At 48.4% G+C, this 19,678-nt stretch carries 17 protein-coding genes; 2 read left to right on the top strand and 15 right to left on the bottom strand.

Annotated features, from left to right (window positions below):
* Positions 1–14: 14 nt before the first annotated feature.
* The 4 genes from A3EQ_RS0102110 to A3EQ_RS0102125 form a co-directional block, all read right to left on the bottom strand.
* A complete protein-coding gene (locus tag A3EQ_RS0102110; protein WP_020153530.1) occupies positions 15–1,358 on the bottom strand; it encodes a PTS galactitol transporter subunit IIC in 1,344 nt (447 codons plus the stop codon).
* A gap of 35 nt (positions 1,359–1,393) precedes the next feature.
* Entirely contained in the window at positions 1,394–1,675 is a 282-nt protein-coding gene (locus tag A3EQ_RS0102115) for a PTS sugar transporter subunit IIB (RefSeq protein WP_020153531.1), read from the bottom strand.
* 85 nt (positions 1,676–1,760) lie between these two features.
* Positions 1,761–2,579 (bottom strand): BtpA/SgcQ family protein, encoded by an 819-nt coding sequence (locus tag A3EQ_RS0102120; RefSeq protein WP_020153532.1) that lies wholly within the window; start codon positions 2,577–2,579, stop codon positions 1,761–1,763.
* 29 nt (positions 2,580–2,608) lie between these two features.
* Complete coding sequence (locus tag A3EQ_RS0102125; RefSeq protein ID WP_020153533.1) at positions 2,609–3,394, bottom strand: DeoR/GlpR family DNA-binding transcription regulator; 786 nt, start codon at positions 3,392–3,394, stop codon at positions 2,609–2,611.
* Between the two features lie 328 nt (positions 3,395–3,722).
* On the opposite strand from A3EQ_RS0102125, the gene A3EQ_RS0102130 reads away from it, so the two are divergent.
* Positions 3,723–4,385, top strand: coding sequence for a type 1 glutamine amidotransferase domain-containing protein (locus A3EQ_RS0102130; protein WP_020153534.1), 663 nt, complete (start codon positions 3,723–3,725; stop codon positions 4,383–4,385).
* 72 nt (positions 4,386–4,457) lie between these two features.
* Here the strand turns inward: A3EQ_RS0102130 and A3EQ_RS22380 are convergent, their stop codons facing one another.
* The 10 genes from A3EQ_RS22380 to A3EQ_RS0102225 all read right to left on the bottom strand — a co-directional run bounded on the left by A3EQ_RS22380 (position 4,458) and on the right by A3EQ_RS0102225 (position 16,702).
* On the bottom strand, positions 4,458–4,595 hold the full coding sequence (locus tag A3EQ_RS22380) for a hypothetical protein (RefSeq protein WP_020153535.1): 138 nt from the start codon (positions 4,593–4,595) through the stop codon (positions 4,458–4,460).
* Positions 4,596–5,201: 606 nt separating this feature from the next.
* Positions 5,202–6,749, bottom strand: a complete 1,548-nt coding sequence (locus A3EQ_RS0102145) for a solute symporter family protein (protein WP_020153537.1) — start codon at positions 6,747–6,749, stop codon at positions 5,202–5,204.
* 3 nt (positions 6,750–6,752) lie between these two features.
* On the bottom strand, positions 6,753–7,034 hold the full coding sequence (locus A3EQ_RS0102150; RefSeq protein WP_322786152.1) for a DUF485 domain-containing protein: 282 nt from the start codon (positions 7,032–7,034) through the stop codon (positions 6,753–6,755).
* A gap of 297 nt (positions 7,035–7,331) precedes the next feature.
* Entirely contained in the window at positions 7,332–8,084 is a 753-nt protein-coding gene (locus A3EQ_RS0102160; RefSeq protein WP_020153540.1) for a LytR/AlgR family response regulator transcription factor, read from the bottom strand.
* Positions 8,081–9,868 carry a LytS/YhcK type 5TM receptor domain-containing protein gene (locus A3EQ_RS0102165; RefSeq protein ID WP_020153541.1) on the bottom strand — a complete coding sequence of 596 codons (1,788 nt, stop codon included), beginning with the start codon at positions 9,866–9,868 and terminating at the stop codon, positions 8,081–8,083. The genes A3EQ_RS0102160 and A3EQ_RS0102165 overlap by 4 nt, the downstream gene beginning before the upstream one ends.
* Positions 9,846–11,408 carry a solute symporter family protein gene (locus A3EQ_RS0102170; protein ID WP_020153542.1) on the bottom strand — a complete coding sequence of 521 codons (1,563 nt, stop codon included), beginning with the start codon at positions 11,406–11,408 and terminating at the stop codon, positions 9,846–9,848. The genes A3EQ_RS0102165 and A3EQ_RS0102170 overlap by 23 nt, the downstream gene beginning before the upstream one ends.
* Positions 11,405–11,680, bottom strand: a complete 276-nt coding sequence (locus A3EQ_RS0102175) for a DUF485 domain-containing protein (RefSeq protein ID WP_020153543.1) — start codon at positions 11,678–11,680, stop codon at positions 11,405–11,407. Before A3EQ_RS0102175 ends, A3EQ_RS0102170 begins: the two co-directional genes overlap by 4 nt.
* 771 nt (positions 11,681–12,451) lie before the next feature.
* Positions 12,452–14,482, bottom strand: coding sequence for a penicillin-binding transpeptidase domain-containing protein (locus A3EQ_RS0102195; RefSeq protein ID WP_020153547.1), 2,031 nt, complete (start codon positions 14,480–14,482; stop codon positions 12,452–12,454).
* Between the two features lie 463 nt (positions 14,483–14,945).
* A complete protein-coding gene (locus tag A3EQ_RS22695) occupies positions 14,946–15,110 on the bottom strand; it encodes a hypothetical protein (RefSeq protein WP_169382636.1) in 165 nt (54 codons plus the stop codon).
* A gap of 521 nt (positions 15,111–15,631) precedes the next feature.
* A complete protein-coding gene (locus tag A3EQ_RS0102225; RefSeq protein ID WP_244874556.1) occupies positions 15,632–16,702 on the bottom strand; it encodes an AbrB family transcriptional regulator in 1,071 nt (356 codons plus the stop codon).
* A gap of 264 nt (positions 16,703–16,966) precedes the next feature.
* Here A3EQ_RS0102225 and A3EQ_RS0102235 point away from each other — a divergent pair, with 264 nt between their 5' ends.
* The gene (locus A3EQ_RS0102235; RefSeq protein ID WP_020153555.1) at positions 16,967–17,635 is read left to right on the top strand and encodes an HAD family hydrolase; all 669 of its coding nucleotides are present in this window, start codon (positions 16,967–16,969) and stop codon (positions 17,633–17,635) included.
* A gap of 366 nt (positions 17,636–18,001) precedes the next feature.
* On the opposite strand, the gene A3EQ_RS0102245 is transcribed toward A3EQ_RS0102235, so the two are convergent.
* On the bottom strand, positions 18,002–19,231 hold the full coding sequence (locus tag A3EQ_RS0102245) for an MFS transporter (protein ID WP_020153557.1): 1,230 nt from the start codon (positions 19,229–19,231) through the stop codon (positions 18,002–18,004).
* Positions 19,232–19,678 lie beyond the last annotated feature (447 nt).

Genomic DNA, 19,678 nt, shown 5'->3' on the forward strand with positions numbered 1-19,678 from the left:
CATCCTTCTCTTCTTCAGCCTTTTATTGTTTCATTTTGCTGATCCTTGAACGATATTTTTTTAATGTAAAAATAGATGGGTACGGCGGCAAGCACAACTAACGCGATGATTCCTGCTACGCCCAAACGCATGAACAGCGTTACGACAAAGTCGTAAACGTTTCCAACATACAATGCAGAAACATTTGTTCCTTCCTTTGCAAAACCGCCTTTCACCGCCAGTTCCGTATAATAGGGGGTAAACCAAGTAGAAATATATAACACGAGGGCCATATTAATCGTTGAACTGATCAATGTACGGATCACATCACCCTTATGAAGAATGGTAGCCATACAGATAAAGAATGGTGCAAAAGCTAAGTCTGCAAGCGGAAGCACACGGTTTCCAGGCAAAATCGCAGCCAACAACAAGGTAATGGGTATAATGAGAATCCCTACCGTAATAGTGGTCGGATGGCCTAAAGTGACAGCAGAGTCAAGGCCAATATAGAGTTCTTTTCCGCCGAAACGTTCATTGAAGAATTTTTTCGCCGCATCCGAAATCGGCAATAACCCTTCCACAATAATGCGAATAACGCGAGGGAATAGAATCATGATGCCTGCGACAACGATTACCAATGTAGCCCCTTCTTTGAATCCCGTCCCCGCCAGCAAACTGATGATGATTCCTAAAATTACACCAATAATGACAGGATCGCCGAACATCCCGAATTTCTTTTGGATAAACTGGGTATCGACATTTCTGTTTTTCATGAAAGGCAATTTTTCATAAATCGCTTCCAACAATGCATATAATGGAACTGTCGATGAAGCATAGCCTTGGGGAATGGATATCCCCTCTATCCCAATGACCTTCTGTACCCGTTTTGCCGTAAAATCTGCTGCAATCAATGAAAAAATGCAGTGCATCATGGCGGCAATCAAGCCATAGATTAAACTGTCCGTGATTAACGCAACAATGGAACCGGTTAAAGCGTAATGGGAATAATTAAAGATATCGATATTCATTGTTCTAGTCAGTCTGAGGAGAAGCAATACAACGTTGAGGGCAAATATAATGGGAATGATCAAAGCGCCGACTGTCGTAGAGAAAGCAATGCCTGCGGAAGTTCCCGAACCCAGATCCATTACTTGCAATTGAAATCCGAATCGATCAACCATTGCATTGACTGCAGGAGATAAATACTCGCCTATCAATGTTGTAACTAAGTTGAGTCCTAAGAAGCCAACCCCGACAGTCACTGCGGATTTCAATGATTTTAAAAAACTCAACCGGAAAAGCAGACCGACTAAAATGAGGACTAACGGTACAAAGACATAGCCGCCGAGGGACAATACATAATCGATGACTTTTTGCATGGCATCCACACCTCCTGGAGAAATGCGTGAATCTTTTACTTCGAAAGAATTTCAATGATTTTCTTTTTCGTTTCCTCTTCACCGATTCCGGTTAATAAGGGAGTGCCTAAAACGTTGGGAACGCCAAAATCATTCTCGACTTTCATGCTGGTCACGATTAAGTCTGCATTGCTCGCTTCATAAGTAAGTTCCGATAAGGTCCTTTGAGTCACATTCGCGTCGATATTGGCTTGGGCCAATAATTCCCGAACCTTGTCGGCTATGATTGTTGATGTTGCGATCCCACCGCCACATGCCACAATGACGTTTTTTTTCATTTTTGATCCCTCCTTTTAAAATTTTTTTCTCCGTCGGAAAATTTATTTTATGCTTGAGATAAAGTCCCCAAGCAAAAATAACAAGTTACTTAACCGCAAGGGAACGAAAAGCCCGTACTTTCCTCATAAATTCTTCCACTCGATTTTGGTCTACATGATTTTCAAATTTTCCTTCATATTTGAATGCCGTTCCGACAACAGCTCCATCTGCAATTGACAATTGCTCTTCCAAATTATTGAGTTTGACGCCCGTATTTGCCAGGACAACAACATTTGGCACCGCATCCTTAACCTTTTTCAAAATTTGCGAATCAGTGCTTGCTCCGGCCGTCAATCCTGAAACGCAAAGGGCGTCAGGACGATTGTTAAAAACAGTAGATTTTGCGATTTCCTCAATATCCCGATCCGCCAAATATTTCGCGGCCTCCGGCACAATATTGAAAAGCAGCTTGACATTTTTGGCGCCAATGCGATGTTGATGTCTGACCGTTTCACCGACATCCGTGTCCCAAAGGCCGAAATCGCTTGCATAGACCCCAGTAAATATTTCCCGAACAAATTTTGCTCCTGTCGCTGCCGCCAAATCCAGCGATAACTTCGCATCCCACAAAACATTAACGCCAAAGGGAACTTTGATATCATGCATTAGTTCTCCGATAACTCTAGCCATCGCTGCCACTGTTTCAGGTTTCACTTTCGTCAAATAAGGCATGCTGAATTCATTTGAAAACATAACCGCGTCTACCCCGCCGTTTTGCAAGGCCATTAAATCCTTTCTGGCCATCTCTACGACGTAATCCATTCCTTTTTTTTCATCATAGTAAGGATCTCCAGGCAGAGGTCTTAAATGACACATCGCAATGATCGCCTTTTCTGTACCAATAACATCTTTTAACCAAGTCAATGTCGTTCACTCCTTCAATCATCGATGGTTTAATCTTCATTTTCAATTGGCGATATTTCTATGGCAATTCCCAAATCTTCGAACATTTTTATGTCCTCTTCCGGTAAATTCGCATCCGTGATGATCCGATCGATCACATGAATATCCGAGATCTTCGCAAAAGCCACTTTATGAAATTTACTGCTATCTGCCAGCAAAATTTTTTCCTTCGCGATTTCAATCATCGTTTTCTTAATATTTAACTCTTCAATATTGGAGTTTGTTAAACCCGATTTAATATCTATCGCATCCGTTCCCAAGAAAACTTTGTCAACATTTAACTGTTTCAATAAATTTTCTGCAAAGGGTCCGATTAAGCTGTAAACCCCTTTTCTTTTTTGGCCGCCGATCACGACCAGTTCTATATTGTCATTATCACTAAGGGTCATTGCTATTTTGATGTCATTCGTAATGACCGTCACATTTTTGATCGAAGATAATTTCTTTGCCAACATGAGGCTTGTGGATCCGGAATCCAATAATATGGTTTCTCCGGGACATATATGTTTGACCGCGAGCTCCGCGATCGCTTGTTTTTCCTTGACCGCCTGTTTTTCTTTTACAGAATATTTAGGCTCAAAATTCGTTCCTTTGTTCCTTTTACTCACTGCGCCGCCATGAACACGCACGATCAAATCTTGTTCGTCAAGTTTTTTCAGATCCCTTAACACCGTCGTTTTCGACACTTTAAAAAAATCGACGAGTTCCGGAATATTGACCGTGCCTTTTTCATTGATATATTCCAGTATCTTTTCCAACCTTTCCACTTGAAGCATAAGATCACCTTTTAAATTTTAATTTTCACGAATATTATCAAAATGAACTTTTTTGATCTTTTTTGCTGTTTTATGGTCTATTTTGATATTATCACGACTTTTTTATTGGCGCAATATGAATTTTTAGATACTTAAAGTAATTTTTTCTGTTAAATATATGGCGTGAAATGATATTAATTTGAATTTTAATGGATTTTTTTGATGCCTTTTGGCCCGATCGTATAAATTGAATTTACGTTTTCATCAACTTAAAATTGAGATTAGAATTCCGAAATAATCTGGCAGAACGCGTTAAATTTAACATTTCCAATATTCGGGGGTGGGAAAATTGGCGGAAAAAAGGGTGTTGATGCTGGTAACCAATACCGGTCAAATTGAAGGGGGGCCAAAAACCGGGTTATGGCTGGAAGAATTCGCCGTTCCCTATGAAAAATTCACGGAACGGGGATATCAAGTCCAAGTGGCAAGCATAAAGGGCGGCAAAGCCCCCATTGATGAACGGAGCTTGCCGAAGGACGGCCGGTGGGAAGAGGCAATCAAACGGCTGGAGGATACCGTGCCGCTCCATGCCCTTTCGGCCGAAGCCTTCGACGCCCTGTTTTTGCCCGGCGGCCACGGAACCATGTTCGATCTGCCGGGGAATCCGGATTTGGAAAAGGTAATCCGGGCGATGTATGAATCGGGGAAGGTGGTCGCCGCCGTCTGTCACGGGCCGGCGGGGTTCGTGGATATGCGGTTGTCGGACGGCCAATATCTCGTGAAAGGGAAAAAATTGACCTCCTTTACCAACGAGGAGGAACGGGCCGGGAAGCTCGAACGGTATATGCCGTTTCTTCTGGAAAGCCGGCTCCGCGAACAGGGAGCCATCTTCGAGAAAAAACCCCTTTGGTCGGATCACGTGGTGATTGACGGAAACCTGATCACCGGGCAAAATCCCCAATCGAGCAAGAGCATCGCCGAAGCGGTGATCGATGCACTCGAAAACAAATAAAAACCGGAAAAGGGGGAACCGCAAGGTTTCCCCTTTTTCTGATCATAACGATTCGCCCCGCACTTTTTCTTCCTAGATCACCTGACGAATCCGTCTCACACCATCTTTATCCGGCGAATTCGTCGGCTCATTGAGCATCATGAACTTCTCCTTTTCCATAATCGCCTGTGCCATCCGGGAAACGGTCATGGACGGATTTTTTTGAAACATTTCCAGACTTGCCGAATGCCGTTACTATATTGTCAGTCTCCCGTCGGTTCTGTCGTTCAGGACAAACGGAATCCCTATTGAAAAGTAACTTCGTAACCTGCCCGTCTCAGGGGAGATGTTTCCCGTTTACGCTTGATGAACCCTTCGAATGAGCGCTTTCCTGCTCAAAAAAGACATCTCAAAAAAATTGAGCGACCCGCTTGTCATGTCTTGACAAGGGACCGCTCCCTCATTTGGGCGAGTACGCCTAAGGAAAGGAACTATACCTCCCCGCCCACGCCCCGATACCGCTTATAATGCAGCAGGTTCCGCCTCGGGCATTAAATCCTCTTTACACAATCCCTTCAGAATATCATCCAGGATTTTCCCACCACATCCAGTTCCCGTTTGATCCTGATACAAAATCCCCACGTATTCTCCTCGACCCGTTTCCGTTCTTCATCTTCTTTAAAACGGGTTCCCCTTCTCCCCCGATTTATTGTAACTTTTCGAAACATCCTTCCACAGACTGCGATCGTTTCTTATCCGAATCCGAACCCGGAGACGGAAAAGGTTTGACATTCGGTTGATATGATCTCCGTTTTTTTCTCCGCAAAAAACTGTCATTTACGGCCCTGCTGATTTGGTTCCCCGATAGCCCGTATGGGCGCGAACCGAAACCTCAGCATAGCGCCTCAGATCTTGTTCCTTCGAGAAAATGGTTCCAAGAAAACCGCCAAGAAATCCTAACGGAACACTAACCAACGCCGGATTGTCCAGCGGGAAAATCGGCTCGCCGACAAACAGCGCCGCTCCTTCAACCGGGGAGAACACGCTCGGACTGATCGAAACAAGTACCAGCGCGGAGATTAAGCCGGAAAGGGAGGCCCAAACAGCCCCGGACGTATTAAAGCGCTTCCAATAGACCGTATATAAAATAACCGGCAAGTTGGCGCTGGCTGCGATGCAAAAGGCCAAGGAAACAAGGAAAGCCACATTTAAATACTGCGCACCGAGCGAGATGAGGATCGAAAGGACCGATACGCCCAATGCCGCATAGCGGGCGGCCAGCATTTGCTGGCGATCGGAGATGTTTCCTTTTTTGATGATCTGGCCATAAATGTCATGGGCAAAGGCCGAAGCGCCGGATAATACAAGCCCGGCCACGACCGCCAAAATTGTGGCAAAGGCGACGGCGGAAATAAAGGCAAACAGGAGATTTCCGCCAATGGCTTCGGCAAGCAGCGGCGCAGCCATGTTTCCGCCCGGATTCGCTTCGAGAATCTTGCTTTCGCCGACGAAAATAGCCGCTCCAAAGCCGAGAAACAATGTCAAAATATAGAAAATCCCGATCGTCCACGTTGCGGTGATAACCGAGCGACGGGCGGTTCTTGCATCCTTTACCGTAAAAAAGCGCATCAAAATATGCGGCAGACCGGACGTTCCCAGCACCAGGGCCAGCATCAATGAAAGCGTTCCCAACGGATCTTTGTATTTAATGCCCGGATTCAAGTAATCCGCGCCATGGCTTGTCGCCGTTTTCACTTCCGTAAACATGGCCCCGATATTAAAGTGAAATTTCAAGAGAACGATAAAGGAGACGATGATCATTCCCGCCATCAGGAGGACGGCCTTGATAATTTGGACCCAGCTGGTGGCAAACATGCCGCCAAAAAGGACATAAATCGTCATCATGACGCCGACAATCAATACGGCAATCCAATACGGGATATCAAACAACAGCTGGATGAGCGCGCCGGCGCCGACCATTTGGGCAATCATGTAAAAAAGGACAATCGTAATCGTGCTTATCGCGGCGACTCCACGGACCTTTCTCGCGTCAAAACGGGAATTGATCATATCCGCCAATGTGTACTTCCCCAAGTTTCTTAGCGGCTCGGCAACTAAAAACAGGACCACTAAATAGGCGATAAGAAAGCCGATACTGTAGAAAAAGCCGTCAAACCCTTGTAATGCGATCATCCCGGCGATTCCCAAGAAGGAGGCCGCCGATAGATAATCGCCGGCGATGGCGAGCCCGTTTTGCCATCCGGTCAGTCCCCCACCCGCCGTATAAAAATCGCCGGCGGATTTTGTCCGTTTTGCGGCAATGTATGTGACAATCAGCGTCAGAATTACGATCGCCAAAAAAAGAACGACGACAATCGGATTCATGAATCATTCCCCCTTTAGCTGGTCCCGGATGATTTGCTCCGCCTCTTCATCAAAGGAATTTGCCTTTCGCACATAGATGGCGCTTAACACCCATACCATGACAAACTGGGAGAAGGCAAATATCCATGTCCAGGAAATATCGCCAATTGCGGGGGTGTTTAGAAATTTGGTGTAGGAAGTGCAAATCGGCAATAGAAAGTAAAAAACCATGAAGAAAATGGTCATCGGCACCAAAAATTTCCTTTTTCTTTTTAAAAACTGTCGAAATTGATCACTATCTGCCACTTGTTCAAAATCAATCCGGGACGCTCCGGAGGGGATCCATTCTTTTTGCGCCAACGATCTTAACCCCTTTCTTTTTTATTTACCTTCTATTATATAAATTCAGAATATTAAGGAACAGATAATCGCTCTAAACGGCGGATTTTGGGGGATTAATGGTTTAATTGGGAGGATGAACGGTATGGAAAATGAATCCTGGCTTGCCTTGCCCATCTTCCCCGGCCAATCAAGCGGGACAATATTCAAATGGGGGCATTCCGCCATCCTCTTCCATTTTGATGCTTTCTTTTTTTCCTTCGATTAACGCCCTTGGAAAAACGCCCGGATCATTTTGTTTGCCTGACGGCTGACCGGAATTTTCGTCCGATTTTTATCGCCCAGCGTCAAATTGCTCGTTCCGTTAAACCACGGGGTGATCTCTATAACATGGTTGAGATTCACCAAATAACTCCTGTGCGGACGGAAAAATGGATGACCTTTTAATTGTTCCTCCAATTCCCGCAACGTCATTCGGCTTTGCAGAACCTTTTCCTCGGTATGGATCTCCAAAATCTTCCGGTTCGGTACGGCATAGTAAATCGATTCGGGCGAAACGACAACCATCCGCTCCCCGTCATCAATTAACAGCTTCGATACCGCCTGGGTTTCCCGAATCTCTTCAGGAGAATTTTTCTTTTTCCGATGATCCAAACTTTTACGAATCCGTCCCAATGTCCGCTGAAATCTCGCTTCATCATACGGCTTCAGCAAATAATCGACCGCTTCCACATCAAAGGCGTCGAGGGCGTACTCATCATAGGCCGTCGTAAAAACAAACAACGGCTTCGGACCTTCCCGTTTTAATATTGATCGGGCCGCATCAACACCGGACAGACCGGGCATTTCCACATCAAGGAATATGACGTCCGGATGATGTTTATGATACAGTTCGATCAGCTGTTCACCAGTCTCCGCGTGGGGCGTCAGAATAATATCCTTTTCTGCCTTTAATAGATACATCAATTCTTTTCTCGCCATCAATTCATCTTCGGCGATCATGGCCCGAATTTTCATGCCATCACCCTCTTTTTCTTCTCCGGAATGGAATCCGGTATCGAAAATTTCACTTCGCTTCCCCCGTCCGAAAAGTTCCGAATTCGGAGTCTGGAAGACTCACCCAATAATTGGACCAAACGCTGATTGACATTATAGATGCCGGTTCCCCCGTTTTGCTGGTGCCGCAATGGCTGATTCCCCACAATCGGCAAAATCTCTGTCGGAAAACCGCAGCCATTATCGCGGACGGATATCTCCACCCTCCCGTTCTTTTTTTCGACCAGGATTTCAATTTTGGCATGACCGGTGATATTTTTTAATCCATGTTGAACCGAATTTTCAACCAACGGCTGAATGGTCGACGGCGGAATATAAATATTCGTAAGATCATCCGGTCGGACTAATGAAATTTCCAGTCTTTCTTTAAACCGCTCTTGAATGATCGCCGTATAAGCCTCCACATGTTCGCACTCTTTCTCCAGTTCCACCAGGGATTTGGATACCAAGCGCAAATTAAACCGCATATAATTGGCGAGCTGTAGGGTAAGCTGACGGGCCTTGGCCGGATCTTCCCGAAACAGCCCGGCGATCAATTGCAAAGTGTTAAACAGAAAGTGGGGATTGATTTGGGCTTGCAGGTTCCTTAACTCGGTATCGCGAATATGGGCCTTCATCTTTTCCGCCGCCAACCTGTTCAATTGATCGGAAATCAGTGGACCCAAACCTTGCGCCATCATAACATCTACAGGTGAAATATGTTCCGGTTTCCGGAAATAAAACGTAATCAGGAAGGCGACTTCATTATCTTCGATAATCGGAATATAAATCGCCGCTTCGAGCGGGCAATTTTTGTTGAAACATTGCAAATCGGACTTTCCCCTGGCAATTTCCACCTTTTTTTGCATAATCGACCGCAAGGCTGCCGGGGATCCGATCTTGTCGCCAAAGCGGTGGTGGTCGTCCCCCATCCCTTTATGGGCCAATACTCCCTTTTGGTTCGTCACAGATACGGCGGCCAATCTCAAACGGCTATATAATAAATCCGCCAAACCTTCGGCAACTTCAAGGGGAGAATCGTTTTTCAAAAAGGGAAGGGCTTCCTTCGCAATGGTTAATGCCTGCTTTGACGCCAAGGCCGCTTCATTTTCCTGTTCGCGTAAAACAATGCCGATCATTGCGGTAAAAATGGCGACGGCCATGCTATTGGATAACACCAGGGGAATGCCGATGATGTTTACCGCTTCGATGATATCCGAACGACCCGGGTAGAAAATCAGCAGAAACTGCATGTACAAAACGGGCGGAAAAACCCCGATAAACAAAGCCTTTAACGGGGAAATCACCCGTTCGTTGGAAAAAAATCTGGCCGTCAGCCCTGCCAAGAAGCCTGTAATCGGATTGACAATCGCATTGGCCAGCGCACCGATTCCACCAAGGAAAAGAAAATGGACGCAGGTAATCAGCCCGGCACCCAATCCCAGCGCGGGGCCGCCTAATAACCCGACGATCACTATGGCCACAAGACTAAGGCTGACAATAATATCCCCCTCTCCCACCGGTAACAGGATCAATCCGTGACGAATTTCGCCATCCGCTTGAATAACAATTCCCATTACCGTGCTGGCAATTCCAAACAAGCCAAATACGCAGGCATGAACGAACGACATCGGCAAATTGTACTTCCGATACAACAGCGCCTTAAACGCACGGGTTCGGGTCGTGACAAAGGCAATGATGAGAATGAGACCCAACCGTTCAAACAACGTAATCGTCAAGTTTTCAATTCCCATCAAATTTTTCATTCCCATCTCTCCCCGAATGGATTCCGGTCTGCGCTTGAATCGAAAACTTTTGGAATTCTTTCAAGGATTGGGACTGCCTGCGGAAAATAAATGATCCTCCGATCGCGCCCATAAATCCGATGGGAATCGTAAGAATTCCCGGATTGTAAAGGGAAACGACCGCTTCCCTCCGGATCCATCCGTCGACCGGATTCATAATATGCGGCCCGAGGGCGACAGCAAATAGCGAAGCAAAAAGCCCCATCATCATTCCTGTAAAGGCACCTCCGGGAGTAAAGCGTTTCCAATAGATCGTTAAAAAAAGAACGGGAAAAATACTGGAAGCTGCCACAATAAAGGTCATCGAAACGAGAAAGGTGACATTCAACCTTTCCAAACGCAAAGCGAGTAACGTGGAAATGAGCCCGATGGCCACGGCTGACAATCGTGCCGCACGCAACTGATCCTTTTCCGTGGATTTCCCCTTTTTCAAAATATGATGGTAAATATCATGGGAAAAAGCGGTCGTCGCGGAAATTACAAGACCCGCGACAACGGCGATGATCGTTGTAAAAGCGATCGCCGAAACAAAAGCCAACAGAAAATCGCCGCCGACGGCCTGTGCAAGAAGCGGCGCCGCCAAATTCCCGGTCGAATCCCGTTCGAGAAGGGCGTCCGTTCCGAGGAGCGCAACGGCCCCCAGGCCGAGAATCAAGGTCATGATGTAAAAAATTCCGATGATCCAGGTCGAACTGATCAACGAACGACGAACCTCAAAGGTATTCCGGACAGTAAATAGGCGAATTAAAATATGGGGCAAGCCTGCCGTCCCGAGGACAAGGGCTAGCTGGAGTGAAAGAAATTCCAAGGGATGGTCGTATAAATGTCCCGGAAGGAAGAAATCCTTTCCCAGCGGTGTCCCTCCCTTTACATCCTCGATGAGCGTTGCAATGTTCCAATTAAAATGGGAAAAAACGATCAATGTCAAAAGAAAGGTGCCCGACATCAGAAGAACCGTTTTGACAATTTGTACCCAGGAAGTGGAGATCATCCCGCCCGTTATAACATACAGCGTCATTAATGCCCCGATGACCATCACGGAAACGGAATAATCGAGATTTAGGAGGAGACGAAGAAGAAAACCGGAGGCCACAAGCTGGGGAATCATATATAATATAGAGATGATGAACGTACTAAACGCCATCAAAAAACGCATTTGCCTACTCGGAAAACGGGAACAGATGACATCACCGAGGGAATAGTTTCCCAACCGATGAACCGGTTCAGCGATTAAAAATAGAACGACCACATAGGACACTAAAAAGCCGATGGAATATAAAAATCCGTCATAGCCGCGGAACGCCACCATTCCGATGATCCCCAGAAAGGATGCGGCGCTGATGAAATCGCCGGCAATGGCCATGCCATTTTGAAACCCGGTTAATTTCCTCGAGGCGACATAAAACCGGAGCGTCGTTTTACTGCGTTTCGCCGCCCAATAAGTAATGATTAACGTGCTAACGACTATATAAATGAGGAACAAAAAATACGTCGGATTCAAGGACCTCCCTCCTTCTCCATCCCTTCCAGTTTCTCTTCCATGCTTTTCGCCTGAGCATGGTAAACGCCGCAAAAAAACCATGTTAACGGAATTTGCAGGAATGCCAATAGCCATGCCCAAGGAATCCCGTAAAAGAAACTCGGTCGATTCACGACATCCGCTATGAACATAAGGGATAGAGGAATCAGAAAATATAACGATAAAGCAATCGTTAAAAAAATCCCTGCCCTGCGATTTTTTTTCCGAATGATTGGCAATACCTGCTTTTCCATCCTCTGCCACCCATTTAATAACAGAATTATCAGTATAATCTTATATTTCGAATATTACATGATGATTTCCTGCTTGTAAAGTTCCTTCCATCCCCTTCGTTCAGAAAGGCGAAATGAATGAGATTGCAGACGTCGTCCTACCCTCAACCGGCCTTTCCATCGGCACATCCGAATCCTCCGGCGAGTCCGTCTCAAAGACGGAACATGGAACTGTTGAAAGCTTTTTCCTGAAAAAGAAAAAGCCCCTATGAATCTTCATCCTGCAGCATCCCCAACGTTCCCGCAAGGCCTTGCAAAACCATCTTGAACTTAAGTTTCGATGTTTCTTCGATATGAATCGGCGTTTTTGTTTCAAAAGCGAATTCCGCCAAACTTAATAAATACTTTACGAACTAATTCAATCGGGATTTCATATTTCAACTTTTCGGGTTTGGGAAAAACCGCCTCGGTATATTTTTTGCAATTTTGTCTGAAAGAAGGAATAATTCGTTTTAAGAAGAAACTACAGTAATTTTTTATTTTCATCCTCAAATCCTCCCGTTCCATCCGCCGGCCAAGCAAATAAAAAGGACGGCCTGACCGGACCGTCCCGAACATTTTTCCTTCTTCGGCTTTGGCATAAAACAAATAGGGGAGAAGCGGAACCTTCTCCCCGCAGAACATTCCTGATCAGCCCCCATGCCGCACCCCCGCACCCTCCGGACGAAAAAATGGAAGGCCGAAGGGATTTCCATCCCGCAAAAACAGGGGTTCGTCCTTGCGGCCGGCCGCTCATTGCCTTTCCTTGAAAATCTCCGCCACTTTGTTGACCACGTAACTGCTGCCGCCGTCCTTTTCCACGTTTTCAATCATCATGGCGATCAACAGATCGGGATTTTCCGCAGGATAGGCGACGAAGAAGCCGTTCTCCTGCCCTTTTTCATCTTTTTTCGCCTTCAGCTCGGCCGTTCCCGTTTTCCCGGCCAGGACCAAATCTTTCATATACGCCCCGCGGGCGGTCCCATACGGGCTCGCCACCACTTCCTTCATCATATCGGCAACGGCGTCGGCCGTTTCCTTTGAAATCACCTTTTCTTTCCAAACGGTATTCGCTTTCGCCTGTTCAATGACGGGCAGGATCATGTTCCCGTCGTTGATGAACGGCGTATAGACCGCGGCCAGATGCAGGATGCTCATCAGCATTTCCCCCTGGCCGTAACCCGTATCGGCCAGCTGCGGACCCTTTTTCAATGTTCCGCTGTTCGAAATTTGCGAATCTTGTACCGGATAGCCGAATTTCAACTCTTCCCCGAACCCGAATTTTTTCAAGCCGTCCGCCAGCTGATCCGGGCCCATCTCAAGGGCGGACATGGCGAAATAAATATTATCCGAAGTAATCAGGGCATCCTTCAAATCCACTTCGCTCAAACGGGTGCTGACCCGGGTAACGGAATAATTTCCCCAGGAAGGATCATCGGGGCGCCAAGTCTTCCCGGAGATCTTCTTTTTCTTCTTTGGATCGATGGTTCCCGTCTCCAAGCCGATGGCCGCCACTACGGGCTTGATCGTGGAGCCGGGCGCATAGGCCGAAGCGAACCGGTTGATCAGCGGCGTATTTTTATCTTCCTGCAATTGTTTCAATTTTTCCGAAGAAATGCCCAACACAAACGCATTGGGATCGAAGGCGGGGGTGCTCACCAGCGCCAAAATTTCCCCGGTTTTCGGATGGATCGCGGCGGCAGACCCCTTCCTTCCCTTCATTTTTTCATAAATCTTTTTCTGGAGTTCCGCATCGATCGTCAACGTAATCGACTCGCCTTTTTCCGGCGCTTTTTCCGCCAGAACCACATCCGAGCCGTCGGTTTTTTCAATGTAAATTTTTGCTCCGTTCTTCCCCCTCAACCGGTCTTCGAAGAGTTCCTCCAACCCCCGTTTTCCGATCCGGTCCCCCGCGGAATAACCCTTTTCCTTATTTTTTTCCAATTCTTCCGCGGTGATTTCGCCGATGTAGCCGATCAAGTGAGCGGCCGCTTCCCCGTAAGGATATTCCCTTTCGCTGACCTCCCGGACGGAAACCCCCTGGATTTCCTTTGCCTTATCGATGAGCGCCGTTTCGGTTCGCGCCACTTTTTTGATCGGGACGAAAAAATGGGGTTGAACCCAGGAAGCGTTTAACGCCTGGTCGATTTTCTCCACGGAGACATCCAGCAGTTCCGCAAGCTCTCCTTTGATCTTTGCCTCATTCCCTTGCATTTGTTCGGGCACGAGCCCGATTTCAAAGGCGCTGCCGTTGACGGCAAGGGGCAAACCGTTCCGGTCGAAGATTTCCCCCCGCTCCCCTTTGGATGTGGTGATGCGCACCTTGTCCCCTTCCTGCAAATTCGGGAAAATATACGTGGTATTCCATTGGATATACCAGTCTTCCTTGTCATCCCGTTTCTCTTTCACGAGGGAGGCCTCATGTTCGAAGGAAATCTCTCCGGCCAATGTGTCCATTTTTACGGAAAAGGGAAGTTTGACCGATTTTTCTTCCTTTTTCCCATCCTTTTCTTCCACTTTCACGGGCTTCACTTGCAAATCTTTCACTTCGAGATCTTTATAAATCTTTTTATACCTTTCCACAAAATCTTCCTTAAAGATGCTTTTCCTGCTGGATTCGGAAAGCATCTCATACATATCCCCAAATTTTTGTTCGGACCAAAGCTTTGTGAATCTTTCCAATCTTTCTTCGGGAGTCGGTTTGTCTTTGCAACCGGAAAGGAGAATGACGGCTCCCGCGATGATCACGAAGAAAATAAAGGGAAAACCTCTCTTCCGCTTCATATGACGCCCTCCGTCTTTTGGATATCCGACCGGGTTTGCAAAAACGGTCTTGAATCGTCCGCACCGAAACCTTCCGCAACGGAAATTCCGATCCGAATGATGTGAAAAACCGGAAAATCTGTCGGGTTTCATTTTGGAGACAAAAAGCAGGTTCCTATCCGACGATGGCAAAAACGGTCTCTCGTTCTTATTCATTGTACCATAGTTGCCTGAAACCAATCTATGCAATCTTTCCCTCCATTCCTTCGGCAGCCCCGGCTCCGGTGAAAGCTCTAACGGGCGCATCCCGAAAGGGATTTTGGCCTGCAAAAATTTTACGCATCCTTTGCCATTCCCATGTGCCAAAAAAACAAAACCCGGGCGGTCAGCGCAGCGAAAAGCCGGGGCCGGCACCGGGTTCTCCCGGCGGATGTCCGCCAACGGGCAATGATTTTCGGACACAGGGAGCAATGATGGACATTTTTCACGCGATGATGGACGTTTTTTTCGCGATGATGGTTATTTTTTCTTTGATGTCGGACAAATGTCTTCCCATGTTGAACATAAATTTTAAAATGTTGAACCAATCTTTGAAAATGTTGGACAGTCTCTTGCGATGTTGGACGATTTTTTGCCGATGTCGGACCATCCGGAGGAAATGTTGGACATTCCGCCGATCCGGCCGAAACCGATGTTGAACGTACAGTCCGGAATATTGGACAAACGGATTTTTTCTTGGACGTTTTTCCAAAAATGTTGAACATTTTTCCTTCGATGTGGAACCATCCGATCGGAAAAAAATGAAAATGTTGGACATTCCGTCGTTAAAGCCGAACCCAATGTTGAACGTTCAACTCAAGAGATTGGACAAACGGGTTGTTTATTGGACATTTTCCAAGTAATGTTGAACATTTTATCCCGGATGTCGGGCCATCCGGCCGCGAAGAAAGCTGAGATGTCGGACATTCCGGCCCGGCAAAAATGAACGCGGACGTTCCTGTTCGAAGTTGTTCAAACATGGAACAATCCGTCCAGACAGGCGGGCAAGGGGTGCCGCGCAATCCCCGGTGCAAGCGGACCCGCCATGATCCATGTTCGTCCCTTCCCGCCCTTTATGCAGCCGAAAAAATTGCGGATAAGCATCCGTATAAGCTGCCGCGCCGCCTTTCCTTAAGCGTTTTTGGCCCCTTCGTTTTTCCGTTTTAAAAGTTTCACGGTAAGGGGAGTGGCGATGAATAGGATGACGAAAATGCGGAACAGGTGAAAGCTCGTTACGAATGACACATCCAGTTTGAGGGCCATCGCCGTAATTGCCATTTCCGCGATTCCTCCCGGGGCGACGCCGAGGAAAATTTCCCCCACCGGATAGCCGAAAAGGGCGTGGAACAGGAAAGCGAGCAAAAAACAGAACAGGATCAACGCGGCGTTTGATAAAACGGTAATGAAAACGAGGCTCGCGCTGAATTGGTTTCGGCTGATTTTCATTTGCCGGCCCAAATGGGCGCCGATCGCCACTTGGGAGGCGGCCAGGACGGGATCGGGAAGGACAAGGTTCGGCAGTTCTGCCGCGTTCAGGCAAATGCCCGCCAGCATCGGCCCCAACAAATAAGGGATCGGCATTTTTATTTTTTTCCCGGCATATATAAAGAGAACGGCAAGGGCGAACAGCAGGAACCCGTGAAAAACGGTAAATGCCCCGGCGGCATCCTGCCCACGGCCTCCCGCTGCGCCGGCATGTTCCGAGATCAAGAAATGGGTCGTCAAATAGGGGACGGCGGATATGACAAAAATGATCCGAAAGGTTTGCATGAAGGTGACGACCGCTTCATCCGCATCTTCGATCTCCTCGCTTAAGACGACCATCTGGGAAAGGCCGCCCGGGAAGCTGCCGATCGCGGCAGAAGAAAGGGTGATGTTTGCATATTTGCAGAGCAAATGGGCGGCCAGCACCGTGAAGCCGATGACCGCCGCCGACGTAAACCCCATAAGGGGCAAATGCCGGATCATGCCGCCGAGGACCTCTTTCGTAAACGTGCTTCCCAGCTGAAGGCCCAGGCAAATCAGACCGGCGTTCCTTAACGCGGCAGGCCAAAAGACGGACGGGAGGAAAGCTTTGGCCAGAAGGACGGCAAACATCGGCCCCAGCAGCCAAGGGAGAATGATATGCAGCTGTGAAAAAAGAATTCCTCCGGAGAGGGCGATGACAAGCGACAAAGCAAAAGGAAAGATCTTCTTCTTCACCAATTCCAATCATCATCCTGCAAGTTTCAGTTTTTGACATTCTGGCATCTTGCACTGCCGGATCGCCGGTTCCGTTGCCGCGGACCGGAGGCGTTCCTTGGCCCGGCGGATCCCCCGCACCGGTTGCCGGTTTTCCTGCCGGGCTCTGCGTCCCAATCCTGTCCCCGCTCCCCGACCAAGCAGCGGAACGGCTTGATTTATTCCCCCGCTTCCACGGATAATAGAATACAAGAGCAAAACAAAACATTAGAAAGGGATCAGCCAATGGAGATTCGCTTTTCAAAACCCGATGCCATGATCTTCGACATCGACGGAACGCTTTTTAAGACGGAATCGGTTCTCGAACGGGCCTATTACAAAACCTTCGCCTATTTACAAGAAAACGGCCTGTATCGCAAGCAAGTCCCGCCGATTGAAAAATTTTACGGCACCCTCGGAAAATTGCTGGATGAAATTTGGGCGGAAGTCTTGCCCGGCGAAACGGAGGCCGTGCGACAAATCGCCTCGGAAAAATTGCATGAATACGAATTGGAAGGGCTTCTTCAAGGAAAGGGCGAACTTTACGGCGGCGTTGCCGAAACATTGAAGGCTTTGCATCAGCAAGGCATCCGGCTGTTCGTCGCAAGCAACGGGCTGGAAGAATACGTGAAGGAAGTCGTGCGTTCCTGCGGCATCGCCCCGTATTTTCAAAAAGTGTACAGCGCCGGAGAATACAAAACCCCGTCCAAGGTCCGCCTGGTGGAAATGATCATGGAAGAAAACCGTTTGAAGAATGCGTGGATGATCGGGGACCGCTCCTCGGACGTGGAAGCCGGAAAAGCCAACGGCCTGGTCGTCATCGGCTGCGACTATGCCGATTTCAAATCGGACGGGGAGCTGGACCATGCCGATGCGGTGATTACCGATTTCCGCCAATTATTGACGTTGTTTTGAGACCGGCGGAAAAATCCGGCGGTTACTCTATCCACACGTTTAAATGCCTTCACCGGCGCGGGCGGAACGGAGAAAAATTCAGCAGTTGCTATGCTCATTTTTTTACAAACCAGTGAGGGAATTTTGTCCGAAGGTCCTCCCGTTTCCATCCCGAGCCCAGCCGGATGTCCTTCCACCTTTTTTCCGCAGCTTCGAACATCATGGAAAGATCCTTCCCTTCCCTCCTCCCCCGCGGAGAAGGCGGGTCTTGCCACCGGGGACGGCCGCCCCTGCCTTGCCAAAGGGGAATCGGCCGCAAGCGGCGCACCCTATCCGAAAAACGGCGGGGGATCTTCCGGCCGAACGGGATCCCGAAACATTCCCCCCTTATTTTTCCTGCGCGTAAAACTGTTTGACCGCCTCGTCGTCGGGCAAGGCAAGGGCCAGCGTGCCGACGGCCGGCAAAAAACTGCAGAGGATCATGACGGTGCGGATGCTCGTAAAATCCGCCAAACTTCCCAAAAGCACCGAACCGATCGCCCCCATGCCGAAGGCCAAGCCGACGATCAGCCCCGAAGCCACGCCGACTTGATTCGGGATCAATTCCTGGGCGTAAACGACGGCGACGCTGAAACTGGACATGATAATAAAACCGGTCGCGGCGAAAAACGGAATGACGAGGGAAAGGGGCAGATAGGGCAGCAGCACGGCGAAAGGTGCGGCCCCCAGCATGGAAAAGGCAAGGATATTTTTGCGCCCGAACCGGTCCGCCAACGGGCCGCCGAAGAATGTCCCGAGCACCCCGGAAATCATGAACACGAGCAGATAGACCTGGGCTTCCTTCACCGTCAACCCGTAATCGTGGATCAAATAAAATTGGTAAAAGTTCGATATCCCCGCATGATACCAGGAACGGGCGAAGACAAACAAGACGAGCAGGATGAGGGCGGCCTTCACTTTTTTCTCCAATCGGAAGTTTTTCGTTTTCCCCTTTTCCCCGGTCTTTTTGGCCGGCGGCATCTGCCGCAGCCGCAATTGATACCATTTGGAGACATGGAAAAGAACGGCCATCCCGAGGCAGGTAAGCAGGGTAAACAAAAGGGCGGCCCTTTGTCCGAAGGGAACGAACAGATAATAGGTAAACAACGGGAACAGGGCCTGTCCCAAGTTTCCCCCGACCTGGTAAATGGATTGGGACAGGCCGCGCCTGCTTCCCGCGGCCATATAGGCGACCCGGGAACCTTCCGGATGGAACAGGGCCGAACCCAGGCCGATCAATAAGACCGCCAATAAAAGAAGGGCATAATTTTGCGCCAGGGCAAGCCCCGCCAATCCGGCCGTGCTCATGAGCATTCCGGTCGGCAGGAAAAACGGGGCCGGCCGTTTGTCGGCGATGTATCCGAATACCGGCTGCATGACCGACGAAGTCATGTTCAGCATAAAAGTCATCAAACCGATTTGAAAATAGGAAAGATGCAACGTATCTTGCAAAATCGGAAAAAGTGCCGGGACGACCGACTGGGCGGTATCATTGATCAAGTGTCCGGCACTTATCGCAAACAATATACCGTAAACCGTATTCAACGGCACGGAAGTTTCCCGCAAAGGATTTGCCATGATGAACCTTCCTTCCGATCTTCACATCAACTACATCTTATCATAAAATTCGCAAAATGAACCCAAAAAAGTTTTGTAAGCCGTTTCAGGGGGCGGCCCCGCTGTTTTTTCCGCCAAACGCCGTTCCGGGAAAACCTTGCGCTTTCCGGCAATGACCGGTCCGGGAAAAAGCCCCGGGCTTGTCCGCACACCGGGGCTGACCGCAATCACCGGTTCCGGTAAAGATCCGCTTATTTGCAACCACCGATGCCGGGAAGGAATGCGCGATTTAGTCATTTCCGATACCGGAAAAGGCCGACTAGGGCCGCACCGAAAAATGCCGGGGCGCAACACTTCCATGCCCGGCATGGACGAAGTTGCCCAAGCCCAAGAAATCTTGGCGACGATGGCGCAACGCCTCTATGTCCGGCATGGACCCGCAGATGCCTTGGCGGAAAGCGGCGGGTT

This window comes from Caldibacillus debilis DSM 16016 (assembly GCF_000383875.1).
Lineage (GTDB): Bacteria > Bacillota > Bacilli > Bacillales > Caldibacillaceae > Caldibacillus > Caldibacillus debilis.